The organism is Sphaerisporangium sp. NPDC049457, from assembly GCF_055586705.1.
This window is the reverse complement of sequence record NZ_JBVJHR010000004.1, coordinates 1-20,639: the sequence shown is the minus strand read 5'-3', so window position 1 is coordinate 20,639 and position 20,639 is coordinate 1. Positions and strand designations below refer to the sequence as shown.

The window sequence follows — 20,639 nt, the reverse complement described above, 5'->3', positions numbered from 1 at the left end:
CTGGCATATGGGAGAAGAGGGCGAATGATCCGCGAGATGTTGCAGGAAGAGTGGCGCCTGCGGGCAGCCGGTGAGGCCGTCCCGGATGCCGTCGCCGGCCGCGACATCCCGGCGCGCGTGCCAGGCGGCTCGCACCTCGACCTCATGGCGGCAGGCCTCATCCCCGACCCGTACCTGGACCGGAACGAAGCCGAACTGGTCTGGATGCACCGCGCCGACTGGACGTACACGACGACCTTCCACTCCCGTGCCGCGCGGCCCGGGGAGCGGGTGGACCTGGTGTTCGACGGCATCGACACGGTCGCGACGGTAGGTCTCAACGGCAGGCATCTCGGCCGCACCGCCAACATGCATCGCGGATACCGCTTCGATGTGGGCGAGATCCTGCGGGACGGCGCGAACGAACTCGTGGTGGCGATCCACTCCGCCCTGAACCATGCCGAGCAGGTGGAGGAGACACTGGGTCCGCGCAAGCGCGCGTACCCCCATCCCTACAACGCCATCCGGAAGATGGCCTGCTCATTCGGCTGGGACTGGGGCCCCGACCTGCAGACCGCCGGCATCTGGAAGCCGGTGCGGCTGGAGCGCTGGCGCACTGCCCGGCTCTCCCACGTACGCCCGCTGGTGACCGTCGACCCGGACGGCGCCGGCCGCGTCGAGGTACATGTGCAACTCGACCATGCCGGCGACCATGCCGGCGACCATGCCGGCGACGGCCACTACAGCATCACGGTCGACGTGGCGGACCGCTCCGAGCAGGTGCCCGTATCCGGTGGCGCGGCCACGGTCACCGTGCTGGCACCACAGGTCCGATTGTGGTGGCCGACCGGCTACGGTGACCAGCCGTTGTACGACCTGACGGTCACGCTCCTCCATGAAGACCGGCCGGTCGACGTCGTGCGGCGCCGCGTCGGCTTCCGCACGATCGCTCTTGAGACCGAGCCCGACCACATCGGCAGCGGGTTCACCTTCGTCGTCAACGGCAGGCCCGTCTTCGCCAAGGGCGCCAACTGGATTCCCGACGACCACTTCCTCACCCGCGTCGACCGTGAGCGGATCATCCGCAGGGTCGATCAGGCCGTGGCCGCGAACATGAACATGCTGCGCGTCTGGGGCGGCGGCATCTACGAGAGTGACGACTTCTACGACGTCTGCGACGAGCGGGGCGTGCTCGTGTGGCAGGACTTCCCCTTCGCCTGCGCCTTCTACGCGGAGGAGGAGCCGCTGCGGAGCGAGGTCGAGGCCGAGGCGCGCGAAAACGTCACCCGCCTGGTCTCCCATCCTTCGCTGGCACTGTGGAACGGCAACAACGAGAATCTGGAGGCCTTCGCGGAGTGGCCCGGCTGGCGCGACACGCTGCAGGGCCGCACATGGGGGCTCGGTTACTACACCGAACTACTGCCAGGGATCGTGGCCGAACTCGACCCCACCAGGCCCTACACGCCCGGCAGCCCTTACAGCCCCGCCGGTCTGCCGCCGAATGGCGACGACCACGGCACCAGGCACGAATGGGCCGTCTGGAACTCGGTCGACTACACGCACTACCGCGACCGCGTCCCGCGGTTCTGCGCCGAGTTCGGCTTCCAGGGGCCGCCCACCTGGCGCACGCTGACCAGGTGGATCCACGACGAGCCGATGACGCCGGCCTCCCCGGGATTCCTGCTCCACCAGAAGGCCGATAACGGGAACCTCAAGCTCGACCGTGGGATGGAACCGCACCTGTCCGTGCCCGCCTCCTTCGAGGACTGGCACTGGGCGGCACAGCTCAACCAGGCCCGCGCCGTCGCCTTCGGCATCGAGCACTTCCGCTCCTGGTGGCCGCGCACGGCCGGGGCACTGGTGTGGCAGCTCAACGACTGCTGGCCGGTCACATCCTGGGCGGCCGTGGACGGCGACGAACGGCCCAAACCCCTCTACTACGCCCTTGCGCACGCTTTCGCACCCCGGCTGCTCACCGTCCAGCCAAGGGACGGCCGGACCGTTCTGATCGCCGTCAACGACCACGACGAGATCTGGACGGGGACGGTGGCCGCGACCCGGCAGACGTTCGCCGGAAACGTGTTGGCCACTGCCGATCTGTCCCTCGCTGTGCCACCCCGGTCGGTGGCGTCCGTCGAACTGCCCGGAGACCTGCTCGAACCGGCCGACGCCAAGCGGGAGGTGCTGGTGATGGCCGTCGGCGCTGTCCAGGTCTGTCACCTGTTCGCGGAGGACCGAGACCTGGCGTACGAGCCCGCGTCGCTCACCACGACCGTCGAGAGGACGCCCGGCGGCTATCGGGTCGGGGTGCGGGCCGCGTCCTTCACCCGCGATATCGCCCTGCTGGCCGACAAGGTCGCCTCCGACGCGGTGGCGGACGACATGCTGGTCTCACTGCCGGCCGGACGATCACACACCTTCTTCGTGCGAACCTCCGCGGTGCTGGACGACCCGTCCGCCCTCCTCGCTCCCGGCGTGCTGTGCAGCGCCAACCATCTGACGACAGCAGGGCGGTGAGCGAGGGGGCCGCCGCACCCACGAGCGCCGCGTGCGGGGTGCGCCATCCGGCCCACCTGCCGGCCGTTCTCCGAGCCCGCTCTCTCGCGGGTTCTCCGGGCCAATGCCCACCCGATACCCCTGGCCTGGAGCTCTGATGATCGTTCTGTCCGAGGACGACGTCGGCGTCGTCCTCGACCTCGCCGGCCCGCGCCCGCCGCGCGTGTTGCACTGGGTGTCTGCCCAGGACCGCTCACCTGGCTTCCGCCGGTGCCCGGCCAGGATGTGGTGCCGAGCCAAGGCGACGGCTGGTTCGGCCGGCCGGTCCTGTCCGGGCACCACGACGGCGGCGAGGAAACCCCTTGCCGCCGTGAGCTCCCTCAGCAGTCGCACCACCACCCGCGCGGGCGTCCCCGCCGAACAGTGAGACGGGGCGCCATCCCGCCCGGTCGCCGCAGACCCTCCGAAAGGTGATCGCCGATGATGAGCGACCCCCGTCATTCCTGGAAGGACAGTCCCGCGCACGCCTGAACCGGGCTGGTACAGCTGAACGGGGACCGCGTGCGGCCTACGCCCTCCGGCGAGCCTGCTCGTGGCCGGTGTCCTTGGCGTGAGCTGTAGGTTAGAGATCCCTCTGATCAGGAGTCGTGCATGCCCCTGCCCGCCAGTGAGCGTCGATCCGACAGTCCTGCCGAGGTCGAGGTTCTCGTGGTGGGCGGCGGGCAGGCGGGGCTGGCCGCCGGGTACTACCTGCGGCGCGCGGGAGCCGACTTCGTCATCCTGGACGCCCAGGAGCGGGCGGGAGGCGCCTGGCGGCACGCGTGGCCGTCGTTACGGCTCTTCTCGCCCGCGCGGTACAGCTCCCTACCAGGCCGGATGATGCCGTCGACCTCCGACGGCGGGTATCCGACCGCGGCGCACGTGGTCCGTTATCTCGCCGATTACGAGGATCGTTACGGGCTTCCCGTCCGGCGGCCCGTGACGGTGGAGGCCGTACGGCGAGCCGACCGCGGGCTACTCGTCGACACCGACGCCGGGCAGTGGATCGCGCAGGTGGTCATCAGCGCCACCGGCACCTGGTGGCGGCCGTACGTGCCGTACTACCCCGGGGCGGGCGACTTCGCCGGGCGGCAGCTGCACGCCGCCGACTACGACGGGCCCGGCGAGTTCGCGGGACGGCGCGTGGTCATCGTCGGCGGAGGGAACTCGGCGGCCCAGATTCTCGCCGAGGTGTCCACCGTCGCGGAGACGATCTGGGTCGCCCGGCGGACGCCTCGGCTGCTGCCGGACGAGGTGGACGGCAAGGCGCTGTTCGACATGGCGACGCGGCGGGTGCGGGGTGAGGCCGATGCCGGGGGAGGAGGCGGTTTGGGGGACATCGTGGCCGTGCCGCCCGTCCGCGAGGCGCGCGAGCGCGGAGTGCTCAAGGCCCAGCCCATGTTCGGCCGGATCACCGCGGACGGGATCGCCTGGGCGGACGGCGCCGAGTCGGCGTGCGACGTCATCCTGTGGTGCACCGGCTTCCGGCCCGAGCTGCGGCATCTGGCGCCGCTGAGGCTGCGCACGCATGACGGGGTGATCGCGACCGCCGGCACGCGGGCCGAAGAAGAGCCTCGTCTCCATCTGCTGGGATATGGGAACTGGACCGGCCCGGCGTCGGCCACGCTGATCGGCGTCGGCCGGACCGCGCGTGACACCGTCGCGGAGGTGGCGACACGGCTCGCCGGCCTCCGCGTGGACCCTGGCCGGAGCGGGGGTCGCTGAGGCCGCCCGGTCGGTGGCCGACCGCGCGCGTACCCCGCCGTCACGCGTACACCGTCACGTGTGCGCCGCCCTCACGTGTGCGCCGGGATGGTGCTCTTGCGGCGCGGTGCGGGACGTCAGCCGGGCTTGCGGGCGACGAACAGGACGCGCTCCTCGTCCTCCGGGTGCTCCGCCGGGAGGAGCGGGTGGTCGGGGGTGCCGACGCGGCAGTCCGCCCAGCCGGTTTCGTCCACGAGTCTCCGCACGTCGGCCACCGCGTGCGCGGTGTTGACGATGGTGGACTCGAACCGGTCGTAGCGGCCGTCCTCGGCGCGCACCATGCCGGAGATCCGGAAGAAGCCGAAGCCCTCCTCCTGGTTCATCGCCCCCCGGAACAGGAACATCGCCGACTTCTCATCCTTGATCCAGATGCGGTTCATCGCTTCGAGCCCCTTGGCCGTCGTGAGGTCGAACGCGAACATGCCTCCGGGTTCGACGGCACGGTGGACGGCACGCAGATACGAGGCGACCTGATCCAGGGTCCTGAGGTGGTTCGGGATGTCGTAGGTCGAGAAGGCGAACGGCACCGGTTCGGGGATGGTGAAGTCGGTCGCGTCCCCGTGGATGAACGTGGCCCGGTCGCCGGCCGCGTGGAAGCGCCGCCGGGCCCGTTCCAGCATGGCCTTGGAAATGTCAAGGCCGGTGACCTGGTACCCCTCCTGGTAGAAGCGCGCGGCGACGATGCCGGTGCCGCAGCCGACGTCGAGGACGCGGCGCGGGGCGTCGGGCATCGTCGTCTGGTGGAGGCGCAGCAGCGCCCGGCCGATCCGGCTGGGATAGAAGCTCCAGAACTCGTCGTAGATCTTCGCGTGCAGGTCGACGTACGCCTCTGCCGTCATCGGTGATCCCTTCGTCGCCCCGTCGGAGGTGGCCGGATGCCCGGAAGCGCGGTCGAAAGGTGGCCCGAGCCACGCACCGCGCTTGATTCGAGGTTTACTTAATTATATGATCATCTAAGCATACGGGATGTCAATGACCGGAGTGAAGACCCTCTGTCAAATCGGCGGGAGCCGCGCGACCGCTGGTCGGAGCCCGGCCTTCGCGTCCGGCCGGCGTCCCTGGGAGTCCGGTCATCGCACCCACTCTCTCCAACCTTGAAGGGAAGCCGGCAATGGCGACTGCTACTTATCGCGTGAATGGGATGACCTGCGGGCACTGCGTCTCCGCCGTCACGGCGGAGGTCGCGAAGATCCCCGGGGTCACGGACGTCCAGGTCGATCTGCAGGCCGCGACCGTCACGGTGACGAGCGAGCGGCCGGTGGAGAACCCGGCGCTGGAGGCCGCGGTGGACGAGGCCGGTTACGAACTGGTCGGCCTCGCCCGGTAGGCGCCGTAGTCTGATCGCCCCCTCGTGGTCGTCGAGGCGCACCCCCGCGAGGGCGGCGAGACCCCTGTGCGCGGTACGCCCCCGACGCCGGCTGTTGCAGCGAACTTAGACGAGTGTCAAAATAGAGGCATGTCGAACACGGGAGTGACCATGCCTGCAGCCGACTCCCCTGCCAAGGGATGCTGTGCTCCGCTGGAGTCGGTGCCGCTGGATCCCGCGCACGCCGTCAGCATGGCGAAGATGTTCAAGGCCCTCGGTGACCCGATCCGGCTGCGGCTGCTGTCGCTGATCGCCGCGCACCCCGACGGCGAGGTCTGCGTCTGCGACATGACCGACCTGTTCGACGTCGCCGCGCCGACGATCTCGTATCACCTGAAGCTCCTCCGCGAGGCCGGCCTGGTCGACCACGAGCGTCGCGGCACGTGGGTGTACTACCGGCCGATACGCGAGCGGCTGCACCAGCTCTCGGCCCTGCTAGCCGCGGCCGACCTCGCAGGCGTCTCCGCTTAGGGGCGCCCCCACCCGCCGGGGCGCGACGTCGGCGGGCACGGTCAGCACTTCGCTCAGCCGTTCCAGCGCGGCGGGGATCACCCAGTAGAACACCCAGGTGCCCCGCCGTTCGCAGCCGAGCAGCCCCGCCTGGCGCAGCACTCTGAGGTGATGGGAGATCGTGGGGCCGGTCAGGTCGAAAGCCGCGGTGAGCGTGTTCACGTAGGCCTCGCCGCCGGGGTGCGAGGCGATCAGCGACAGCAGCCGCACGCGTACCGGGTCCGACAGTGCCTTGAACGCGGCCGCGACCTCCGCCGCCTGCTCGGCGTCGACCGGCGCCGCGGCAAGTGGCGGACAGCAGATCTCCGCTGGAACGCCCCCTTGTTTCGACACATGCCTATTTTGACAGTTCTCTAGACCAGCGGCAATGGATACATGTGGACGATGGTGGCCAATGCTGGACGTTGCTGGCATATCGCTCTCAGCTCGCGGGCGCCAGCCAGCCCTTCTCCACCGCCTTGACGCCGGCCTCGAAGCGGCTGCGCGCCCCGAGCCGGTCCATCAGGTCGGCCACCATTCTGCGGTGTGTGCGGAGCCCGATGCCCAGCTTCTTGCTCGTCGCCTCGTCGGTGAGCCCCTGCGCCAGCAGTCTGAGCAACTCGCGCTCCTGCGTGGTGATGGTCCCGTCGCAGCATCGCCGCCCGGCGCCCAAGGGCGCGGCGTGCTTCCAGACCTCCTCGAAAAGGGCGAGAAGCGCGGTGATGATCCCCTTGCCGCAGACCTCCACGGCTCCCTTTCTGCTCGCCGTCGGGTCGAGAGGCAGCAACGCGACATCGTGGTCGAACATCACCATGCGGATCGGCAAGATCGGGGTGCTGCGGACCTCGCCTCCCAGGCCGGTCATCCAGCGCGCGTAGCCGAGCGTCGCCGCGTCGTTGCACGCGCTGTCCTGGTAGATCGTGCGGACGGACACGCCGCGTTCGAGCATCTCGTGGTCCAGCGGCCTGCTGGCCTCCAGGCTTTCCGCAGACTGGGCGCCGCCCGGCATGAACGACAGGCACTCGGAGGTCGCCCAGTGCGCGAGCGTCTCGATGCGGGCACGCACCGCCTCGACGCTCTCAAGGCAGTCGCATTCGTGACGCGCGCCGGCCGCGCACAGCTCGCTGTACTCCTGGATCAGCCGATCGACGGCGTGCTCCGTGGCGACGAACTCCTCCTGGCGGCGCAACAGATCGGCTCGCTGCCGCTGCAGCAGATCGTGAAAGGCGACGCTCGGGCTTCCCGCCCGTAGCGCTCCGGACGACCGGCGCAGGAGCGAGAGCTCCACCAGCCGGTCGATGGTGGCGTGGACTTCGGTCTCGGAGATGCCGAGGTGGGCGGCGATCTGCGCGATGCCCCACTGTTTCCGCGTCAACACGAGACGGTAGATGCTATCGGCGTGAACGTCCAAGCCCCATTGCTCAAGCACGGCAGCCCCCATAACACCTGTGCACGGCGAGGTCATTAAATAACACGAAGATGAGGCTGTCCATATCAAGTTCTGTCGAGTTCGGCATCGGCTCGGGTTAACCGACCAGGGCCTTCGCCGACGCCTCTCAGAAACCCGTTCCTCGCACATCCGCGATCCGAACTCGGTGCGTGACGCAGGGTGACGTCCCTCTTTTCTGGCCGGTGCCGGCGACGTCGATGATTAGGGATTTGCGGCCGGTATTTATAGGCGCGGCGGACATGCCCGCTATGGGGGGTGTCCGCCGTGCCGCCCCGTGTGATCTGGGCCCTTTTCTTGCCGGACGGTGGCACCAAGTTGCCCGGCAACTAGCTGCCTGGCCGGACCACTTTCCTGCATCGGTGCCGAACATGAAAGTAGGGGCGTGCGACGGTGCCGAGGTGAGCTGCGGGAATGCGGGATGGCCGCTTGTGAGGTCACCCCGGGCGGCGGAAACGGGCGAGTGATGGTCCCTGTACGGAGAGCGCGCGTGGTCTTCGCCGCCGGGCGGATGCCGTCGTGACGACACCCCGGAAATGTCATGTACATGGCATCGGTGACGTTGATGGCCACCGACGCCGCCGTCCGGCGAAGGCTGGCGGCGCAGCTCGTCACCGACATTCTGTGGACCGCGGCCACACCCGCGGATGACCTGGAGCACCTGCATTCCTCCGCGACCCCCGACCGAATCGAGCTGACCTTCTTTCACAGCAGTGCGAATCCGGCGCAGGCGCGCGCGGCCGCGATACGCATATGTGAAAGGGCTCTGCGCAGCTCACCGACATTACGTGGCTGGATGCTCGAAGAATGACGGTTTCTGACAGGTGAACCCGCTCCGGGAACGGATTTCCCGGGACGGCCAGTATGACCGACGCCCATGGTTCAAGGAGAGAGACAATGGCCTCAGCCACCCCTGATCCGCGACGTAAGGCAGCCGAAGTCACCGTCCGGCCGCTGGGCAAGATGGACGCCGACGTCAAGGTCCTCGGCTCCAAGAGCTACACCAACAGGTACCTCGCCATCGCGTCGTTGTCCGGCCAGGAGACCACGCTGGAGAACGCGCTGATCTCCGACGACACGGTGTACCTCTCCCGCGGCGTCGAGGCGTTCGGTCATGTCCGCGTGGACATCGATGAGCAGAACGAGACGATTCACGTCACGCCGACCGGCCAGGCGATGCGCGCTCCGGACGAGGAGATCTTCATGGGCGGCGCCGGCACCCCGCTGCGCTTCATGATCTCCATGGCGGGCCACGCCCCGGGCGTGACGACGATCACCGGCAACAAGCGAATGCAGGAACGGCCCATGGGTGACCTGCTCGCCGCCCTGCCGGCGCTGGGCGTCGAGGCGGTCAGCGTGCGCGGGAACGGGTCGCCGCCGATCAGGGTGACCGGCGGCGACTTCCGCGGCGGCGCCACGCGGATCAGCGGCGCGGTGAGCAGTCAGTTCACCTCCAGCCTGCTGATCAACTCGGTGCTCGCCCGTAACGACGTGGAGGTCACGATCGTCGACGACCTCATCTCCAAGCCCTACGTCGAGATGACGATCGCGGCGCTCGCCGAGATGGGCGTGCAGATCAAGCGCGACGGCCACACCCGGTTCACCGTCCCCGCCGGCCAGGCCTTCCGCGGCGGGTCCGTGACCGTCGAACCGGACGCCTCCGGCATGTCGTACTTCCTGGCCGCCGCCGCGATCCTCGGCGGACGGGTCACCATTCCGGGCATCGGCCGCGACTCCCACCAGGGCGACGTCGGCCTGGTGGACGCGCTGGCCCGCATGGGGTGCGAGGCGTCCTTCGACGGCGGCGGCATCACCCTTCGAGGCGGAGAGCTGCACGGCATCGACATCGACATGGAGAGCATGCCGGACGTGGTGCCGACGCTCGCGGTGGTCGCGGCCTTCGCCGAGGGCCGGACCCACATCAGCAACATCGCCAGCCTGCGGGTCAAGGAGTGCGACCGCATCGCGGCGGTGACCACCGAACTCCGCAAGATGGGCATCACGGTGGAGGAGTTCCCGGACGCGATGACCATCACCGGCGGGACCCCCGCCGGCGCCGTCATCGACACCTATGACGATCACCGGATCGCCATGTGCTTCGCCATCGCGGGCCTGCGCGCCGAGGGCGTGGTGATCAAGGATCCCGGCTGCGTGGCCAAGTCGTATCCGACGTTCTGGGAGACGCTGGACACGCTGCACCCGGACGGAGCGTCGACCCTGTGAGCCAGGCGACCCCGGGCATGCTCCTGGTGCTGGACGGCTGGGGGCACGCCGGCCCAGGACCGGCCAACGCCCTCAGCCGGGCGGCGACGCCCCACCTCGACGCGCTGAGGACCGAGTATCCCTCGACCCTCGTCGCGGCGTCCGGTGAGGCGGTCGGCCTGCTGCCGGGCACCGTCGGCAACTCCGAGATCGGTCACATGGTGATCGGCGCCGGCCGGCCGTTGCCGTACGACAGCCTCCTCGTGCAACAGCAGATCGAGAGCGGCGCCCTCGCCGCCAACCCGCTGCTCGTCGCGGCGTGCGAGCGGCTCGCCCGGACCGGGCGGGCCCTGCACCTCGTGGGCCTCTGCTCGGACGGGCAGATCCACGCGCACATCGGCCATCTGAAGGAGTTCCTGAGGGTGGCGGCCTTCCATGGCGTGCCCGACGTGTGGATCCACGTGATCACGGACGGCCGGGACGTGGGGGACGGGACGGCGGCGGCCTACCTGGACCAGGTCGACAAGTTCACGGCCGAGACGGGCGCCGGCCGCGTCGCCAGCGTGGTCGGCCGCGGTTACGCCCTCGACAAGAGCGGCGACCTGAACCTCACCACGGCGGCCGCCCAGGCGGTGATGGACGGGATCGGAGTACGGGTCACCCATCCCCGCGACGCGCTCGCCGGCCAGAAGAGCGACGAGTGGGTCGTGCCGAGCGTCGTGGTCGACGAGCACGGCGCGCCCGCCGGCGCCGTCGGCGAGGGCGACGCGGTGCTGTTCACCAACTTCCGCAGCGACCGCATCCAGCAGCTCGCCGACCACCTGGCGGCCCACCTGGCCGCGCGGGACGTCACCCTGCTCAGCCTCGCGCGGTACGACACCCGGGCGTCCATTCCGCCGCTCGTGGACCGCGCGGACGCCTCGGGCGGGCTGGCCGACGAACTGGAACGGCACGGGCTGCGCTCGGTCCGCGTCGCGGAGCGCGAGAAGTTCGAGCACGTCACCTACTACCTGAACGGCCGCGACGACCGGGCGCGTTCCGTCGAGGAGCACGTCCGGATCAGCGGCGAGGGTCCCCCCGACTACCGGTCCCGTCCGGAGATGAACCTCCCCGCGGTGGTCGACGCACTGAGCGAGGCCGCCGCCCGCGCCGACGTGGCGCTGGTCGTGGCGAACCTCGCCAACATCGACGTCGTCGGCCACACCGGCGACGCCGACGCCACCGTGCTGGCCGCCGAGCACACCGACGCGGCCGTGGCCCGGCTGGTGCCGGCGGCGCGCGCGGCCGGGCGGTGGGTGCTCCTCGTCGGGGACCACGGCAACGCCGAGCAGATGACGCGTCCCGACGCCGACGGGCGACAGCGCCCGTACGGCGGCCACACCACCAATCCGGTCCCGCTGGTCCTGGTGCCCGCGCCCGAGGCGCCGAACCCGGGCCGTCTGCGGGACGGCGGCACCCTCGCGGACGTCGCGCCGACCATCCTGGCCCTTCTGGGACGCCCGCCCGGGGCGGCGATGACCGGCAGGCCACTGCTGTGACCGGACGACGCGCAGACATGTGGATCGGCCGACTCGCCGGGGATGATGAGGAGATCTTCTGATGACCGAGCGCCCGCGTATCGCCCTGATCGGCGATCGCAGTTCCAAGACCCCCGCCCACGCGCGCCTGGACGCGTTCGTCCCATCACTGGCCGCCGACGTCGACTGGGTGCCCACCGGGACCATCACGGGCGAGGACAGCCTCGGCGGCTACTCCGGGCTGTGGGTGATCCCCGGGTCGCCGTACGCCTCGAAGGACGGGGTCCTGCTCGCCATCCGCCTCGCGCGGGAGACGGGCATCCCCTATCTGGGGACGTGCGGCGGTTTCCAGCACGCGCTCATCGAGTACGCGCGCAACGTCCTGGGGCTTCCGCAGGCCGACGACGTCCAGTACGACCCGGAGGCGGAGACCCCGCTGATCACCGCGCTGTGCTGCTCGCTGGCGGGGGAGACGGCTCCCCTCCACCTCTCCGACGGCAGCAGGCTCGCGTCGGTGTACGCCTACGCCGAGCAGACCGTCGAGACGTTCCACTGCAAATACGGTCTCAACCCCGACTACGTCGATCTCATCGAGCGGAGCTCCCTGGTGATCAGCGGGTGGGACGCCGAGAAGGCGCCACGGGCCATCGAGATCGCCGACCACCCCTTCTTCATCGGCACGCTCTTCCAGCCGGAGCTCTCTTCGTCGCCCGGCTTGATCCACCCGCTCATCGAAGCCTTCGTCACCGCCGCGACGCGGCACGCCGAGACATCCGCCAGGGCCACAACACCGTAGGAGGCCGTTGCCGAATGGAAGTACTCGTTCTGATACTCGTTATCGCCCTCGCCGCCGCCAATGGCGCGAACGACGTGCCGAAGGGCGTCGCCACGCTCGCCGGCGCGGGAGTGACCCGGATCCGCACGGCGATCTTATGGGGGACCGTGGCGACCGCCGTGGGGTGCCTGGTGTCGCTGACCCTGGCGTCGAAGATGACCGAGCTGTTCTCCAAGGGCATCGTGTCCGCCGCCCCGACACCGGCCTTCGCGGTGGCGGTGCTGGTCGGCACGGTCTTCTGGGTCATCCTCGCCACGGTGCTCAAACTGCCCGTCTCCACCACCCACGCCCTGGTGGGGGCGCTTCTCGGCGCGGGCAGCCTGTTCGCCGCCGACGCCGTGCAGTGGAACGGCCTGCTGGGCAAGGTCGTCGTGCCGCTGCTGCTCAGCATCCTGGTGGCGTACGCGATCTCGGCCGTGCTCGGCCTGATCACCCGCAGGGTCGTGGCCGCCTCGGCGGCCAAGAAGGCGCGGGCGGCCGAGCGGGCGCGGGCGGCCGAGCGGGTGCCGGAGGGCGGCGGGCTCGCCACGTCGGTGGACGTGCGGGCGGAGGCCACCAAGGCGCAGAAGGCGGTCACCGTCGGCCACTGGATGACCAGTGGCCTCGCGAGCTTCGCGCGTGGGATGAACGACGCGCCGAAGATCGTCGCGATCGGCTCCTTCGCGCTGGTGGGAGGGATGACTCCGACGACGTTGCTCATGCTGGTCACGGTGGCCATGGCGGTCGGCGGCCTGGTGGGCGGCTCGCGCATCGCCGACCGTCTCGCCTACTCCGTCATCAAGATCCCGCACGTGGAGGGCTTCAGCGCGAACTTCACCACCGCGGTTCTCGTCGGGCTCGGCGCGACGCTCGGGCTGCCGATGTCCACGACACAGGTCTCGGCCGGCGCCATCTCCGGCATCGCCGCCAACGACCTGTCCCGGCTGAACAAGAAGACCGTGCGCGACCTGCTGATCGCATGGCTGCTGACGCCACCGGTGGGCGCCGCCGTCGCGGCGGGCGTCTACCTGGCCATCGCCTGATGTCGTGGGTCGCCGGAGCCGTGTCTCCGGCGACCCGCATCGAGTTCTCCGGATCGGCCATTGACACCCACATGATTCGATGATCTTATAATTATCGAATTAGCGTCGGAATCCCGGAAGGGGATGTGAGCCATGGACCGCCAGCAGGACACCGAAGACCGCGTCGTCGGCGGGTTCGTCACCGATCCCGAGCTGGACGTGGACGCCGGCGCGACCGGATGCTGCGGCGAGCCCGCCGCGGGCCCGGTGGAGGCCGAGCGCGTCGACCTCGGCCTGGAGGACAGTGCCAGTGGTTGCTGCGGCGAGCCGAGCGAGACGAGCAGCGGCTGCTGCGGAGAGTAAGGCGAAGGCCGGGCGCCGCCCGATCGGCGAACGCCCGTGATAGCGAGAAAGGCTCGTCATCGGATGTCCAGGACCGCCCACCCCGGTGTGGAGGAACGGCTCAGTGCGTTGGCCGGAGCCTTCGACGAGACGAAGGCCATAGAGCTCCTGCGGTCGCTGTGCGCGGAGCCCCTCACCGGACGCGCCGTGGGCACCCCCGGCCGCGACCGCGCCACGGCACTGGTCGCCGACCGCCTGCGCGACGCGGGACTGCGACCGGAGACGCAGGCCTTCCCGGTGCCGGAGGTCTTCAGGCTCACCTCGCCGCCCATGTTCACCGTGCGGGGCCCGCGGCCGTCCCGGACGTTCGAACACCGGTGGGACTACGCCGAGCACCCCCGATCGGCTGCCATGGAGACGGCCGTCGAAGGCCCGGTCGCCCGGTGGGACGGCACTCCGCGTCCCGGCGCCTGGTGCCTCCTGGACCGGGTGCCGCAGGGCCGGGCCTTCACCGATCTGGCCGCCGCCGTCCGCGCGGCGGGCGGGCTCGGCCTGCTCACCCCGCAACGGCCGGCGTCCTCCGGCTTCCTCACCAAGCGGATCGTGGGGGGCGCGCCCGTGGACGTGCCCGTCATCGCCGTCCGCGAGGAGCACCTGCCCGCGCTCGAGGGCCGTACGGTGCGCGCCCTCGTCCCCCTGCGGCGCGAGGCCGTCACCGGCGTCAACGTGACCGCCGCCCTGCCGGGCGCCGATCCGGCCCGCCGCGACCGGCCGGTGCTGGTCACCGCGCACTATGACGGCGTGGGCGCCGACCCGGGGCGGCACTTCCCCTGCGCCGGCGACAACGCGAGCGGAACGGCGGTGCTTCTCCGCGTCGCGCACACCATCACCGCGCAGGGCTTCCTGGCCCCCCGGCCCATCGTCTTCGCCCTCCTCGACGCCGAGGAGGTCGGCGCCGTCGGCTCCCAGCACCACGCGGAACGCATGGTGGCCTCCGGCTCCCGCCCGGACGTGGTCAACCTCGACATGGCGGCGAAGTTCAACGGCGCCGTGGCGGTCGAGCTCGGTCCGCGTTCCCGAGGGATACGCGAAGCCCTCGACCGGGCGGGGCGCATGCTCGGCGTCCCGCTCGCCGCCGGGCCCGTCGCGTCCGACAACCGGCGGTACGCCTCGGCCGGGCTGCCGGCCGCGGGACTCGGGCTCGGCGCGGCGCACTACCACTCGCCTCTGGACTCCCCCGAGCATGTCGACCCCGCCGCCCTGCGCATGGCGGGCCGGCTGCTGCTGGTCACGGTCGCGCTCCTGGCGCTCGACGAAGCCGGGAACGCCAAGGAGAACGGGGACGCGGGGGAGACCGGGGACGCCGGGGAGGCGACCGTCGCACCCGATCAGTGAGCACTTCCGTCAATACCTGAGGAGTCACCATGGCAACCGCCGCACCCAGCATCTCGGTCCAGCTCATGCAGCTGGCCCCGCACATCAAGGACGGCCACGAGAGCTTCTCCGCCGGATACCAGAGTTTCTTCAACACCGTCTTCGACGGTGGCGCGCTGGAGCCGAAGGCCAAGGCGGCCGTGGCCCTGGCCGCCGCGCTGTTGCTGGGCCGGGAGGAGACCGTGCGCTCCTTCCTCGCGACCGCCAAGCAGCTCGGCCTGGGCAACGAGGAGATCGCGCAGGTCGCCGGCATCGTGGAGGTCCTGAAACTGGACGCGGCGCGGCGTCCCGCCCCGGCCGCCGCGGCCGCGCCGGCCAAGAAGGCCAACACCTGCTGCTGACGGCCGTGTTCGCCCTGCTGACACGCCACTCGCTCGAAGGGAACGGAGCGCCGATGACACAAGGCGGCAATCCTCCGGCGGACACCGTCGTGCTCATCGGCGGCCGTGCCGAACGAGAGTTCACCATCGTGCACGACCTCGGCTACCGCATCCTGTACCTGGACCGCCAGGTGCCGATGCAGTGCGTCTTCTGGGCCGACGTGCCGGTCGACGTGGACGTCGACGACTGGGACGAGGTGCGCGACACCGTCAAGGCCCGGCTCGGCGGCGCCGCGCCCGCGGCCGTCCTGACCCACGTGGAGCCGCGGATCCCGCTGATGGCGCACCTCGCCGAGCAGTTGCTCGCCGAGCGGCGCGGGCTCAGCGCCGAGGCGGCGTGGAACTGCCGGGACAAGCTGCGCACGCGCGAACGCCTGCGCGACGCGGGCCTGCCCGTACCGGGTTTCGGCCTCGCCGCCGCCGCGGAGGACGCCGTGCGCGTCGCGGAGAGGATCGGTCTTCCCGTGGTGGTGAAGCCGAGGGACGGGGCCGGCGCCTTCGGCGTGCGCCGCTGTCTCACCACGGAGCAGGTGCGCGAGGCGGCGGCCGGCATCCTGGCCGACCCCGGGCCGGGGACGCGGGCCGGGGTCCTGGTCGAGGAGTACGTGGACGGGCCGGAGTACGCCGTGCAGACCTTGACGGAGGCCGGCCGCACCCGCCTGCTGAGCGTCTTCCGCCAGCACATGACCGAGCCGCCGGTCTTCGTGGAGCTCGGCTACGAGCATCCGAGCGGCCTGGACGCCGCCGGCGAGGCGGCCCTCGCCGACGTCGTCACCTCCGCCCTGGCCGCGCTCGGCGTGACCGACTGGATCAGCCACACCCAGGTGCGCCTCGGCCCGGAAGGCTTCCGCGTCGTCGAGGTCAACGCGCGCCGCCCCGGCGGCAGGCTGGTCGAGATGACGACCGCGGTGTCCGGGGTGGACATGACCGTGGCGGCCACCCGGCTCGCGCTCGGCCTCCCGGTGACCACCGGCCGGCCCCGGGCCGCGCACGCCCTCTACAGCAGCATCGTCTTCGACGAGGCCGGGCTGGTGACGTACCGGACGGACCTCGACCCATCGGCCTTCCCGGGCCCGGTGCCGCCGATCGTGGAGGTCGAGGTCTCGCCCGGCGAGCCCGTCCTGCCGAAGGACCATCCCGGGGGCGGCGTGTACGGCCGGATCGTCGTCTTCGGCGACACCGGGGCCGAGGTCGCCGACGGCGCCCGCCGCATACGGGAACACCTGGATCTGCGGGTGACGCCCACGGACGACCTGGCCACGTCGCGAACGGACAGCCGTGAATTCAAGTCCTGCTGCTGAGGCCGCCGTGACGGGCCGGACGACCGCGCCGCCGCACGTCCGCGACATCGCCGAGACGGCCGGCGGATACCGGATCACGCTCGCCCGCGCGGCGGCCGACGTCGACCGGGAGGTCTGGAACGACGTCGCGCGCAGGAGCGGCGGCACGATCTTCTACAGCCACGAGTGGCTGGCGGCCTTCGAGGAGGCGCCGCCCGGGGTGTTCGAGCCCGCCCACCTGCTGGCCTACCACGGGGATGAGCTGGTCGGCGTCTGCCCGGCCTACCTGGTCCACCACTGCCCCCGGCTGGACTACGCGTACTCGATGGGCGCGCAGGCCGGCCTGCGGGACTCCGGGCCCGTCCTCCTGGCGCACAGTCTCGCCGCCCTGCGCGGCGGCCCGCTGGCCCTGCCCGGCCATGACGCCGCGGCGTGGGCGCTGGTCGACGGCCTGGAACGGGCGGCGGCGCTGCTCGGCGCGTGGGCGTGGGGGATCGCGAACCTTCCGGCCGACGCTTTCGCGGGCAGGCTGATGGGTCAGGGGTACGCGACGGCGCACGTCTCCACGGCGTACCGGCTCGACACCGCCCACCCGGGCGCCGAGGAGTACTGGCGCGCCTTCCCCGGCCGGCACCGGCGCAAGCTGTGGAAGGAGCAACGCCGGCAGGCCGCCGGCCTGACCATCGCCGAGAGCGCGCCGGACGCCGACACGCTGGTGCGGCTCAGCCACGATCTGCTCCTCGCGCACGGGACGCCCACCGAGGTGTTCCCGGAGGAGTACCTGCGCGCGCTCAAGCGGCGCCTCCGGCCGTACGAGAGGACGGTCGTCGCCGCGGACGAGGAGGGTGTCGTCGCCGCCTTCGGCGGATGGCAGTTCGGCGACGAGTGGTCGATGTGGATCGCGGGGCTGGACACGGCGCGGTACGCCACGTTCCGGCCCTACCGGCCCATGCTCGCGCACACCATCGAGGCGGCGATCGGGAGCGGCACGCGGGTGCTGGACCTGGGCCGGGGCAACGCGCCCGTCAAGCACCGGTACGGCGCCGTGGGCACCCCCCTGTTGCTCGCGATGAAGGCGGCGGACCGGCGGCAGGCCGCGCTGCTGTACGCGTGGTGCAGGCGGCTCGAGCTGGGCGCCCAGGCCTCGCCCGACGGGCTCGAAGTCGTGAGCAGGTGCTGCTGATGCGCGGGGCGATCGACGACGGCCGGCCGGGCGTCGTCTGCGTCGAGGGCCGCCGGGTGGTGAGCGTGCTGGCGGAGATGGACGTCCGCACGGCGCTGCTGGGCGATCCCACTCCGCTCGACCTGGCCTGCGTCGCGGACCTGCCGCTGGACCTCGACCTCGACGACTGGGCGGCCGCCGAAGCCGCGCTCCGCGGGCTGCACGACGTGCGCCCCTTCACCGGCGTGCTGAGCGTCTACGACTCCCGGCTGCCCCTGGCCGCCTATCTCGCCGCCCGTCTCGACGTCGCGGGACCGGCGATGCCGGCCGTGCTGAGCTGCGACAGCAAGCTCCGCCTGCGGCTGGCACTCGAAGGGGGCGGCCTCGCCGTCCCCGCCTACCAGGTCGTCGCCGACCCCGGCGAGGTCGAGTCCGCCGCTGCGCGCCTGGGCTACCCGGTCCTGGTCAAGAAGGTCTCCGGAGCCGGGGGCAGGGGGACCCGCGTGTGCCGCGGCCCTGGCGAGGTGCCATCGGCGGTGCTCGCGCTGTGGTCGGCGACGAACCCGCGGCTGCTGGTCGAACGGTACGTCGACGGCCCGGAGTACGCGGTGCAGACCGTGGCCGCCGGCGGCGTCACCGAGGTGGCCGGCATCCTCGCCCAGCACACGGCGCCCGGCGCCAGGCCGCTGGAGATCGGGTACGACCACCCCAGCGGGCTCGGCCCCGAGGAGGAGGCGCGGCTGGGCGGCCACGTCGCCGAAGCCCTGCGCGTGCTGGGCCTGGACGACGGAGTGGCGCACACCCAGGTGCGGCTCGGTCCCGAAGGCCCGGTCGTCGTCAACGTGAGCCTGCGCCCGCCGGGCGGACGGCTGTGCGAGGTGACCGAGGCCGTCTCGGGCGTCGACCTCGTGCGGGCGGCCGTCGAGGTGACCATCGGCCGGCCGGTGACCCGGCGGGCGCCGGTCGCCCGGTACGCCATGTACCGGTGCCTCGTCTTCGACGAGGCCGGCGCCGTCGAGTACGACGTCGGCGCGCTCTCCGAAGCCGGCGAGGCGCCCGCGCCGGTGATCTCCATGGACGTCGAGCCGGGTCAGACGGTCTTTCCCGTCGACCACGCGGAGGGCGGCGTGTACGGGCGGGTGGTCGTCTACGCCGACGACGAGAGCGGCCTCGCGCCCGCGTACCGGGACGCGCTGGACCGGCTCCGCCTGCGAGTCGGCCGCGGCGGCACCTGAGATCTGAGATCCCATCTCTGCCCCAGACGAGGAACGGTGACCACGTGTCAGAAGGAACAGGACCACACGCAGCCGGGCCGGCGCGCGTGCTGGTGCTCGGCGGTCAGCGCACCGTCACGATGCTGAAGGAACGCACCGGCTACGAGGTCGGCTTCGCCGACGAGTTCATCCCGCTCGAACTGTTCGCCGCGGTGGACATCCCGTTCGAGGTGGACTTCGACGACTGGGAGGGCGTGGCCGAGCAGATCGGGCGCGTGCACGCGCTCCGGCCGTTCACCGCGGTGGTCAGCCAGGTGGACCGGCTGGTCCCGCTGGCCGGCCTGCTGCGCGACCGCCTCGGGCTGTCGACCGGGATCACCTACGAGGCGGCGCGGAACTGCAACGACAAGGCGGCCACGCACAGGTGTCTGTCGGAGGCCGGCATCGCCGTCACCCGGCACGAAGTGGCCGGCAGCGTGGAGGAGGCCACGACCGCGGCGAAGGAGATCGGCCTGCCGGTCGTGGTCAAGCCGCGGGACGCGTCCAGCGCGGCGGGCCTGATGTACTGCGCCACCTCCGAGGAGGTCGCCGCCGCCGTCGGCGCCATCCTGGACGGCGGCCGTGACAGCGCGCTGGTGGAGGAGTATCTCTCCGGTCCGGAGATCGGCGTGTTCGCCCGCCGCGTCGGGGGAGAGACCGACGTTCTCTACGTGTTCGAGGGCGAAGTGGGACCACCGCCGAAGTTCGTGAAGCTGGGCGGCTGGTTCCCCAACACGCTTCCGGAGCAAGAGCTCACGCGCCTCGCCGGCCTCACCGACCGCGTTCTCGCCGCGCTGGGGCTGGACGACTGGGTGGCCCTGCTGCAGTTCATGCTGACCGACGAAGGGCCGAGGGTGGTGGAGGTCAACCCCCGGGTCTCCGGCGGGCAGGGGGTCGCGCTGATCGCCGCGACCACCGGCTACGAGCCGACCCTGGTGGCCGTGGAGGCCGCCCTGGGCCGCCGGCCGGAGCCGGAGACGCCGAAGGCGCCCGTCGGGCGCTACCACAGCATCGTCTTCGAACAGGAGGGGAGGCTGTGGTACCGCGAGGAGGCGCTGCGCGCGGTCGAGGGGCTGGAGTCGCCGGTGGATCCCCTCGTCGAGATCGACGTCAGGCCGGGCGAGGCGGTCCTCGACGTCAACCACGCTCGCGGTGGCGCCTTCGGGCGAATCATCCTGGCCGGGGAGAGCCGTGACCAGGTCACCCGGGACCTGGAGCGGATCCTCGGACAGCTGGATCTGCGCGTGGAGCCCATGGCCGAGGCGGAGTCGTCGGTGACCAAGCCGCACACGTCCTGCTGCTGAGCCCGCTCGCCCGTCCGTTCCTTGACGGCGGCCGGGTGATCTGATTCGATAATCTTGGAATTATCAAACCAACGGAGAGGAGGGGTCATGGCGGACGACATGATCGGCTCGGGCTGCTGCGAGACCAGCGGCATCGAGGACGCCGCGGAAGACGGCGCCGAATGCAGCTGCGCGTGTGCGTGCTGCGACTAGGCCGAGGCCGATCCGTGTGAACAGGCGCGGCGCGGCCGGCGCCCCGAGCGGCACGGCCGCGCCGCGCGCCAGGCACGTGTGCCGGTCATGGGCGGAAGGAAAAGGAAAGTGGGGCAGTCTATCCACCCACCATCGTTCATTTCCCGCTCACCCCCCC

General features: G+C 71.2%; 20 protein-coding genes. 17 read left to right on the top strand and 3 right to left on the bottom strand.

The features are described from left to right. Window positions 1–24: 24 nt before the first annotated feature. The 3 genes from ACZ6QO_RS07795 (at window position 25) to ACZ6QO_RS07785 (ending at window position 4,239) form a co-directional block, all read left to right on the top strand. Window positions 25–2,496 carry a glycoside hydrolase family 2 protein gene (locus ACZ6QO_RS07795; RefSeq protein ID WP_465848710.1) on the top strand — a complete coding sequence of 824 codons (2,472 nt, stop codon included), beginning with the start codon at window positions 25–27 and terminating at the stop codon, window positions 2,494–2,496. Between the two features lie 136 nt (window positions 2,497–2,632). Further along, window positions 2,633–2,902 carry a hypothetical protein gene (locus ACZ6QO_RS07790; protein ID WP_465848708.1) on the top strand — a complete coding sequence of 90 codons (270 nt, stop codon included), beginning with the start codon at window positions 2,633–2,635 and terminating at the stop codon, window positions 2,900–2,902. A 224-nt stretch (window positions 2,903–3,126) separates the two neighbouring features. Further along, entirely contained in the window at window positions 3,127–4,239 is a 1,113-nt protein-coding gene (locus ACZ6QO_RS07785; RefSeq protein WP_465848707.1) for an ArsO family NAD(P)H-dependent flavin-containing monooxygenase, read from the top strand. 116 nt (window positions 4,240–4,355) lie between these two features. On the opposite strand, the gene ACZ6QO_RS07780 is transcribed toward ACZ6QO_RS07785, so the two are convergent. Further along, window positions 4,356–5,117 carry a class I SAM-dependent methyltransferase gene (locus tag ACZ6QO_RS07780; protein ID WP_465848706.1) on the bottom strand — a complete coding sequence of 254 codons (762 nt, stop codon included), beginning with the start codon at window positions 5,115–5,117 and terminating at the stop codon, window positions 4,356–4,358. A 272-nt stretch (window positions 5,118–5,389) separates the two neighbouring features. On the opposite strand from ACZ6QO_RS07780, the gene ACZ6QO_RS07775 reads away from it, so the two are divergent. Both ACZ6QO_RS07775 and ACZ6QO_RS07770 read left to right on the top strand, forming a co-directional pair. Beyond that, window positions 5,390–5,605, top strand: a complete 216-nt coding sequence (locus ACZ6QO_RS07775; protein WP_465848705.1) for a heavy-metal-associated domain-containing protein — start codon at window positions 5,390–5,392, stop codon at window positions 5,603–5,605. A gap of 150 nt (window positions 5,606–5,755) precedes the next feature. Beyond that, complete coding sequence (locus ACZ6QO_RS07770; RefSeq protein WP_465848703.1) at window positions 5,756–6,115, top strand: ArsR/SmtB family transcription factor; 360 nt, start codon at window positions 5,756–5,758, stop codon at window positions 6,113–6,115. Here ACZ6QO_RS07770 and ACZ6QO_RS07765 read toward each other — a convergent pair. After that, window positions 6,080–6,487, bottom strand: a complete 408-nt coding sequence (locus ACZ6QO_RS07765) for an ArsR/SmtB family transcription factor (RefSeq protein WP_465848702.1) — start codon at window positions 6,485–6,487, stop codon at window positions 6,080–6,082. The genes ACZ6QO_RS07770 and ACZ6QO_RS07765 overlap by 36 nt on opposite strands. Window positions 6,488–6,575: 88 nt before the next feature. Beyond that, window positions 6,576–7,508, bottom strand: a complete 933-nt coding sequence (locus ACZ6QO_RS07760) for a LuxR family transcriptional regulator (RefSeq protein WP_465848700.1) — start codon at window positions 7,506–7,508, stop codon at window positions 6,576–6,578. A gap of 619 nt (window positions 7,509–8,127) precedes the next feature. Here ACZ6QO_RS07760 and ACZ6QO_RS07755 point away from each other — a divergent pair. The 12 genes from ACZ6QO_RS07755 to ACZ6QO_RS07700 all read left to right on the top strand — a co-directional run bounded on the left by ACZ6QO_RS07755 (window position 8,128) and on the right by ACZ6QO_RS07700 (window position 20,290). Continuing rightward, window positions 8,128–8,391, top strand: coding sequence for a hypothetical protein (locus tag ACZ6QO_RS07755; RefSeq protein WP_465848698.1), 264 nt, complete (start codon window positions 8,128–8,130; stop codon window positions 8,389–8,391). An 86-nt stretch (window positions 8,392–8,477) separates the two neighbouring features. Beyond that, window positions 8,478–9,803 carry a 3-phosphoshikimate 1-carboxyvinyltransferase gene (gene aroA, locus ACZ6QO_RS07750; RefSeq protein WP_465848696.1) on the top strand — a complete coding sequence of 442 codons (1,326 nt, stop codon included), beginning with the start codon at window positions 8,478–8,480 and terminating at the stop codon, window positions 9,801–9,803. Further along, complete coding sequence (gene gpmI / locus ACZ6QO_RS07745) at window positions 9,800–11,320, top strand: 2,3-bisphosphoglycerate-independent phosphoglycerate mutase (RefSeq protein WP_465848694.1); 1,521 nt, start codon at window positions 9,800–9,802, stop codon at window positions 11,318–11,320. The genes aroA and gpmI overlap by 4 nt, the downstream gene beginning before the upstream one ends. 61 nt (window positions 11,321–11,381) lie before the next feature. Next, a complete protein-coding gene (locus tag ACZ6QO_RS07740) occupies window positions 11,382–12,095 on the top strand; it encodes a CTP synthase C-terminal region-related (seleno)protein (protein ID WP_465848692.1) in 714 nt (237 codons plus the stop codon). 14 nt (window positions 12,096–12,109) lie between these two features. Further along, a complete protein-coding gene (locus ACZ6QO_RS07735) occupies window positions 12,110–13,156 on the top strand; it encodes an inorganic phosphate transporter (protein WP_465848691.1) in 1,047 nt (348 codons plus the stop codon). Between the two features lie 132 nt (window positions 13,157–13,288). Next, window positions 13,289–13,498, top strand: coding sequence for a hypothetical protein (locus ACZ6QO_RS07730; protein ID WP_465848690.1), 210 nt, complete (start codon window positions 13,289–13,291; stop codon window positions 13,496–13,498). Between the two features lie 63 nt (window positions 13,499–13,561). Then, the gene (locus ACZ6QO_RS07725; RefSeq protein WP_465848689.1) at window positions 13,562–14,872 is read left to right on the top strand and encodes a M28 family metallopeptidase; all 1,311 of its coding nucleotides are present in this window, start codon (window positions 13,562–13,564) and stop codon (window positions 14,870–14,872) included. 29 nt (window positions 14,873–14,901) lie between these two features. After that, the gene (locus ACZ6QO_RS07720; protein ID WP_465848687.1) at window positions 14,902–15,252 is read left to right on the top strand and encodes a carboxymuconolactone decarboxylase family protein; all 351 of its coding nucleotides are present in this window, start codon (window positions 14,902–14,904) and stop codon (window positions 15,250–15,252) included. A 53-nt stretch (window positions 15,253–15,305) separates the two neighbouring features. After that, the gene (locus tag ACZ6QO_RS07715) at window positions 15,306–16,592 is read left to right on the top strand and encodes an ATP-grasp domain-containing protein (RefSeq protein ID WP_465848685.1); all 1,287 of its coding nucleotides are present in this window, start codon (window positions 15,306–15,308) and stop codon (window positions 16,590–16,592) included. 7 nt (window positions 16,593–16,599) lie between these two features. Beyond that, entirely contained in the window at window positions 16,600–17,754 is a 1,155-nt protein-coding gene (locus ACZ6QO_RS07710; protein ID WP_465848683.1) for a GNAT family N-acetyltransferase, read from the top strand. Next, window positions 17,754–18,968: an ATP-grasp domain-containing protein gene (locus tag ACZ6QO_RS07705; protein WP_465848682.1), complete on the top strand. Its 1,215-nt coding sequence runs from the start codon at window positions 17,754–17,756 to the stop codon at window positions 18,966–18,968. The genes ACZ6QO_RS07710 and ACZ6QO_RS07705 overlap by 1 nt, the downstream gene beginning before the upstream one ends. 44 nt (window positions 18,969–19,012) lie before the next feature. Beyond that, window positions 19,013–20,290 carry an ATP-grasp domain-containing protein gene (locus ACZ6QO_RS07700; RefSeq protein WP_465848680.1) on the top strand — a complete coding sequence of 426 codons (1,278 nt, stop codon included), beginning with the start codon at window positions 19,013–19,015 and terminating at the stop codon, window positions 20,288–20,290. The last annotated feature ends 349 nt before the right edge of the window (window positions 20,291–20,639 follow it).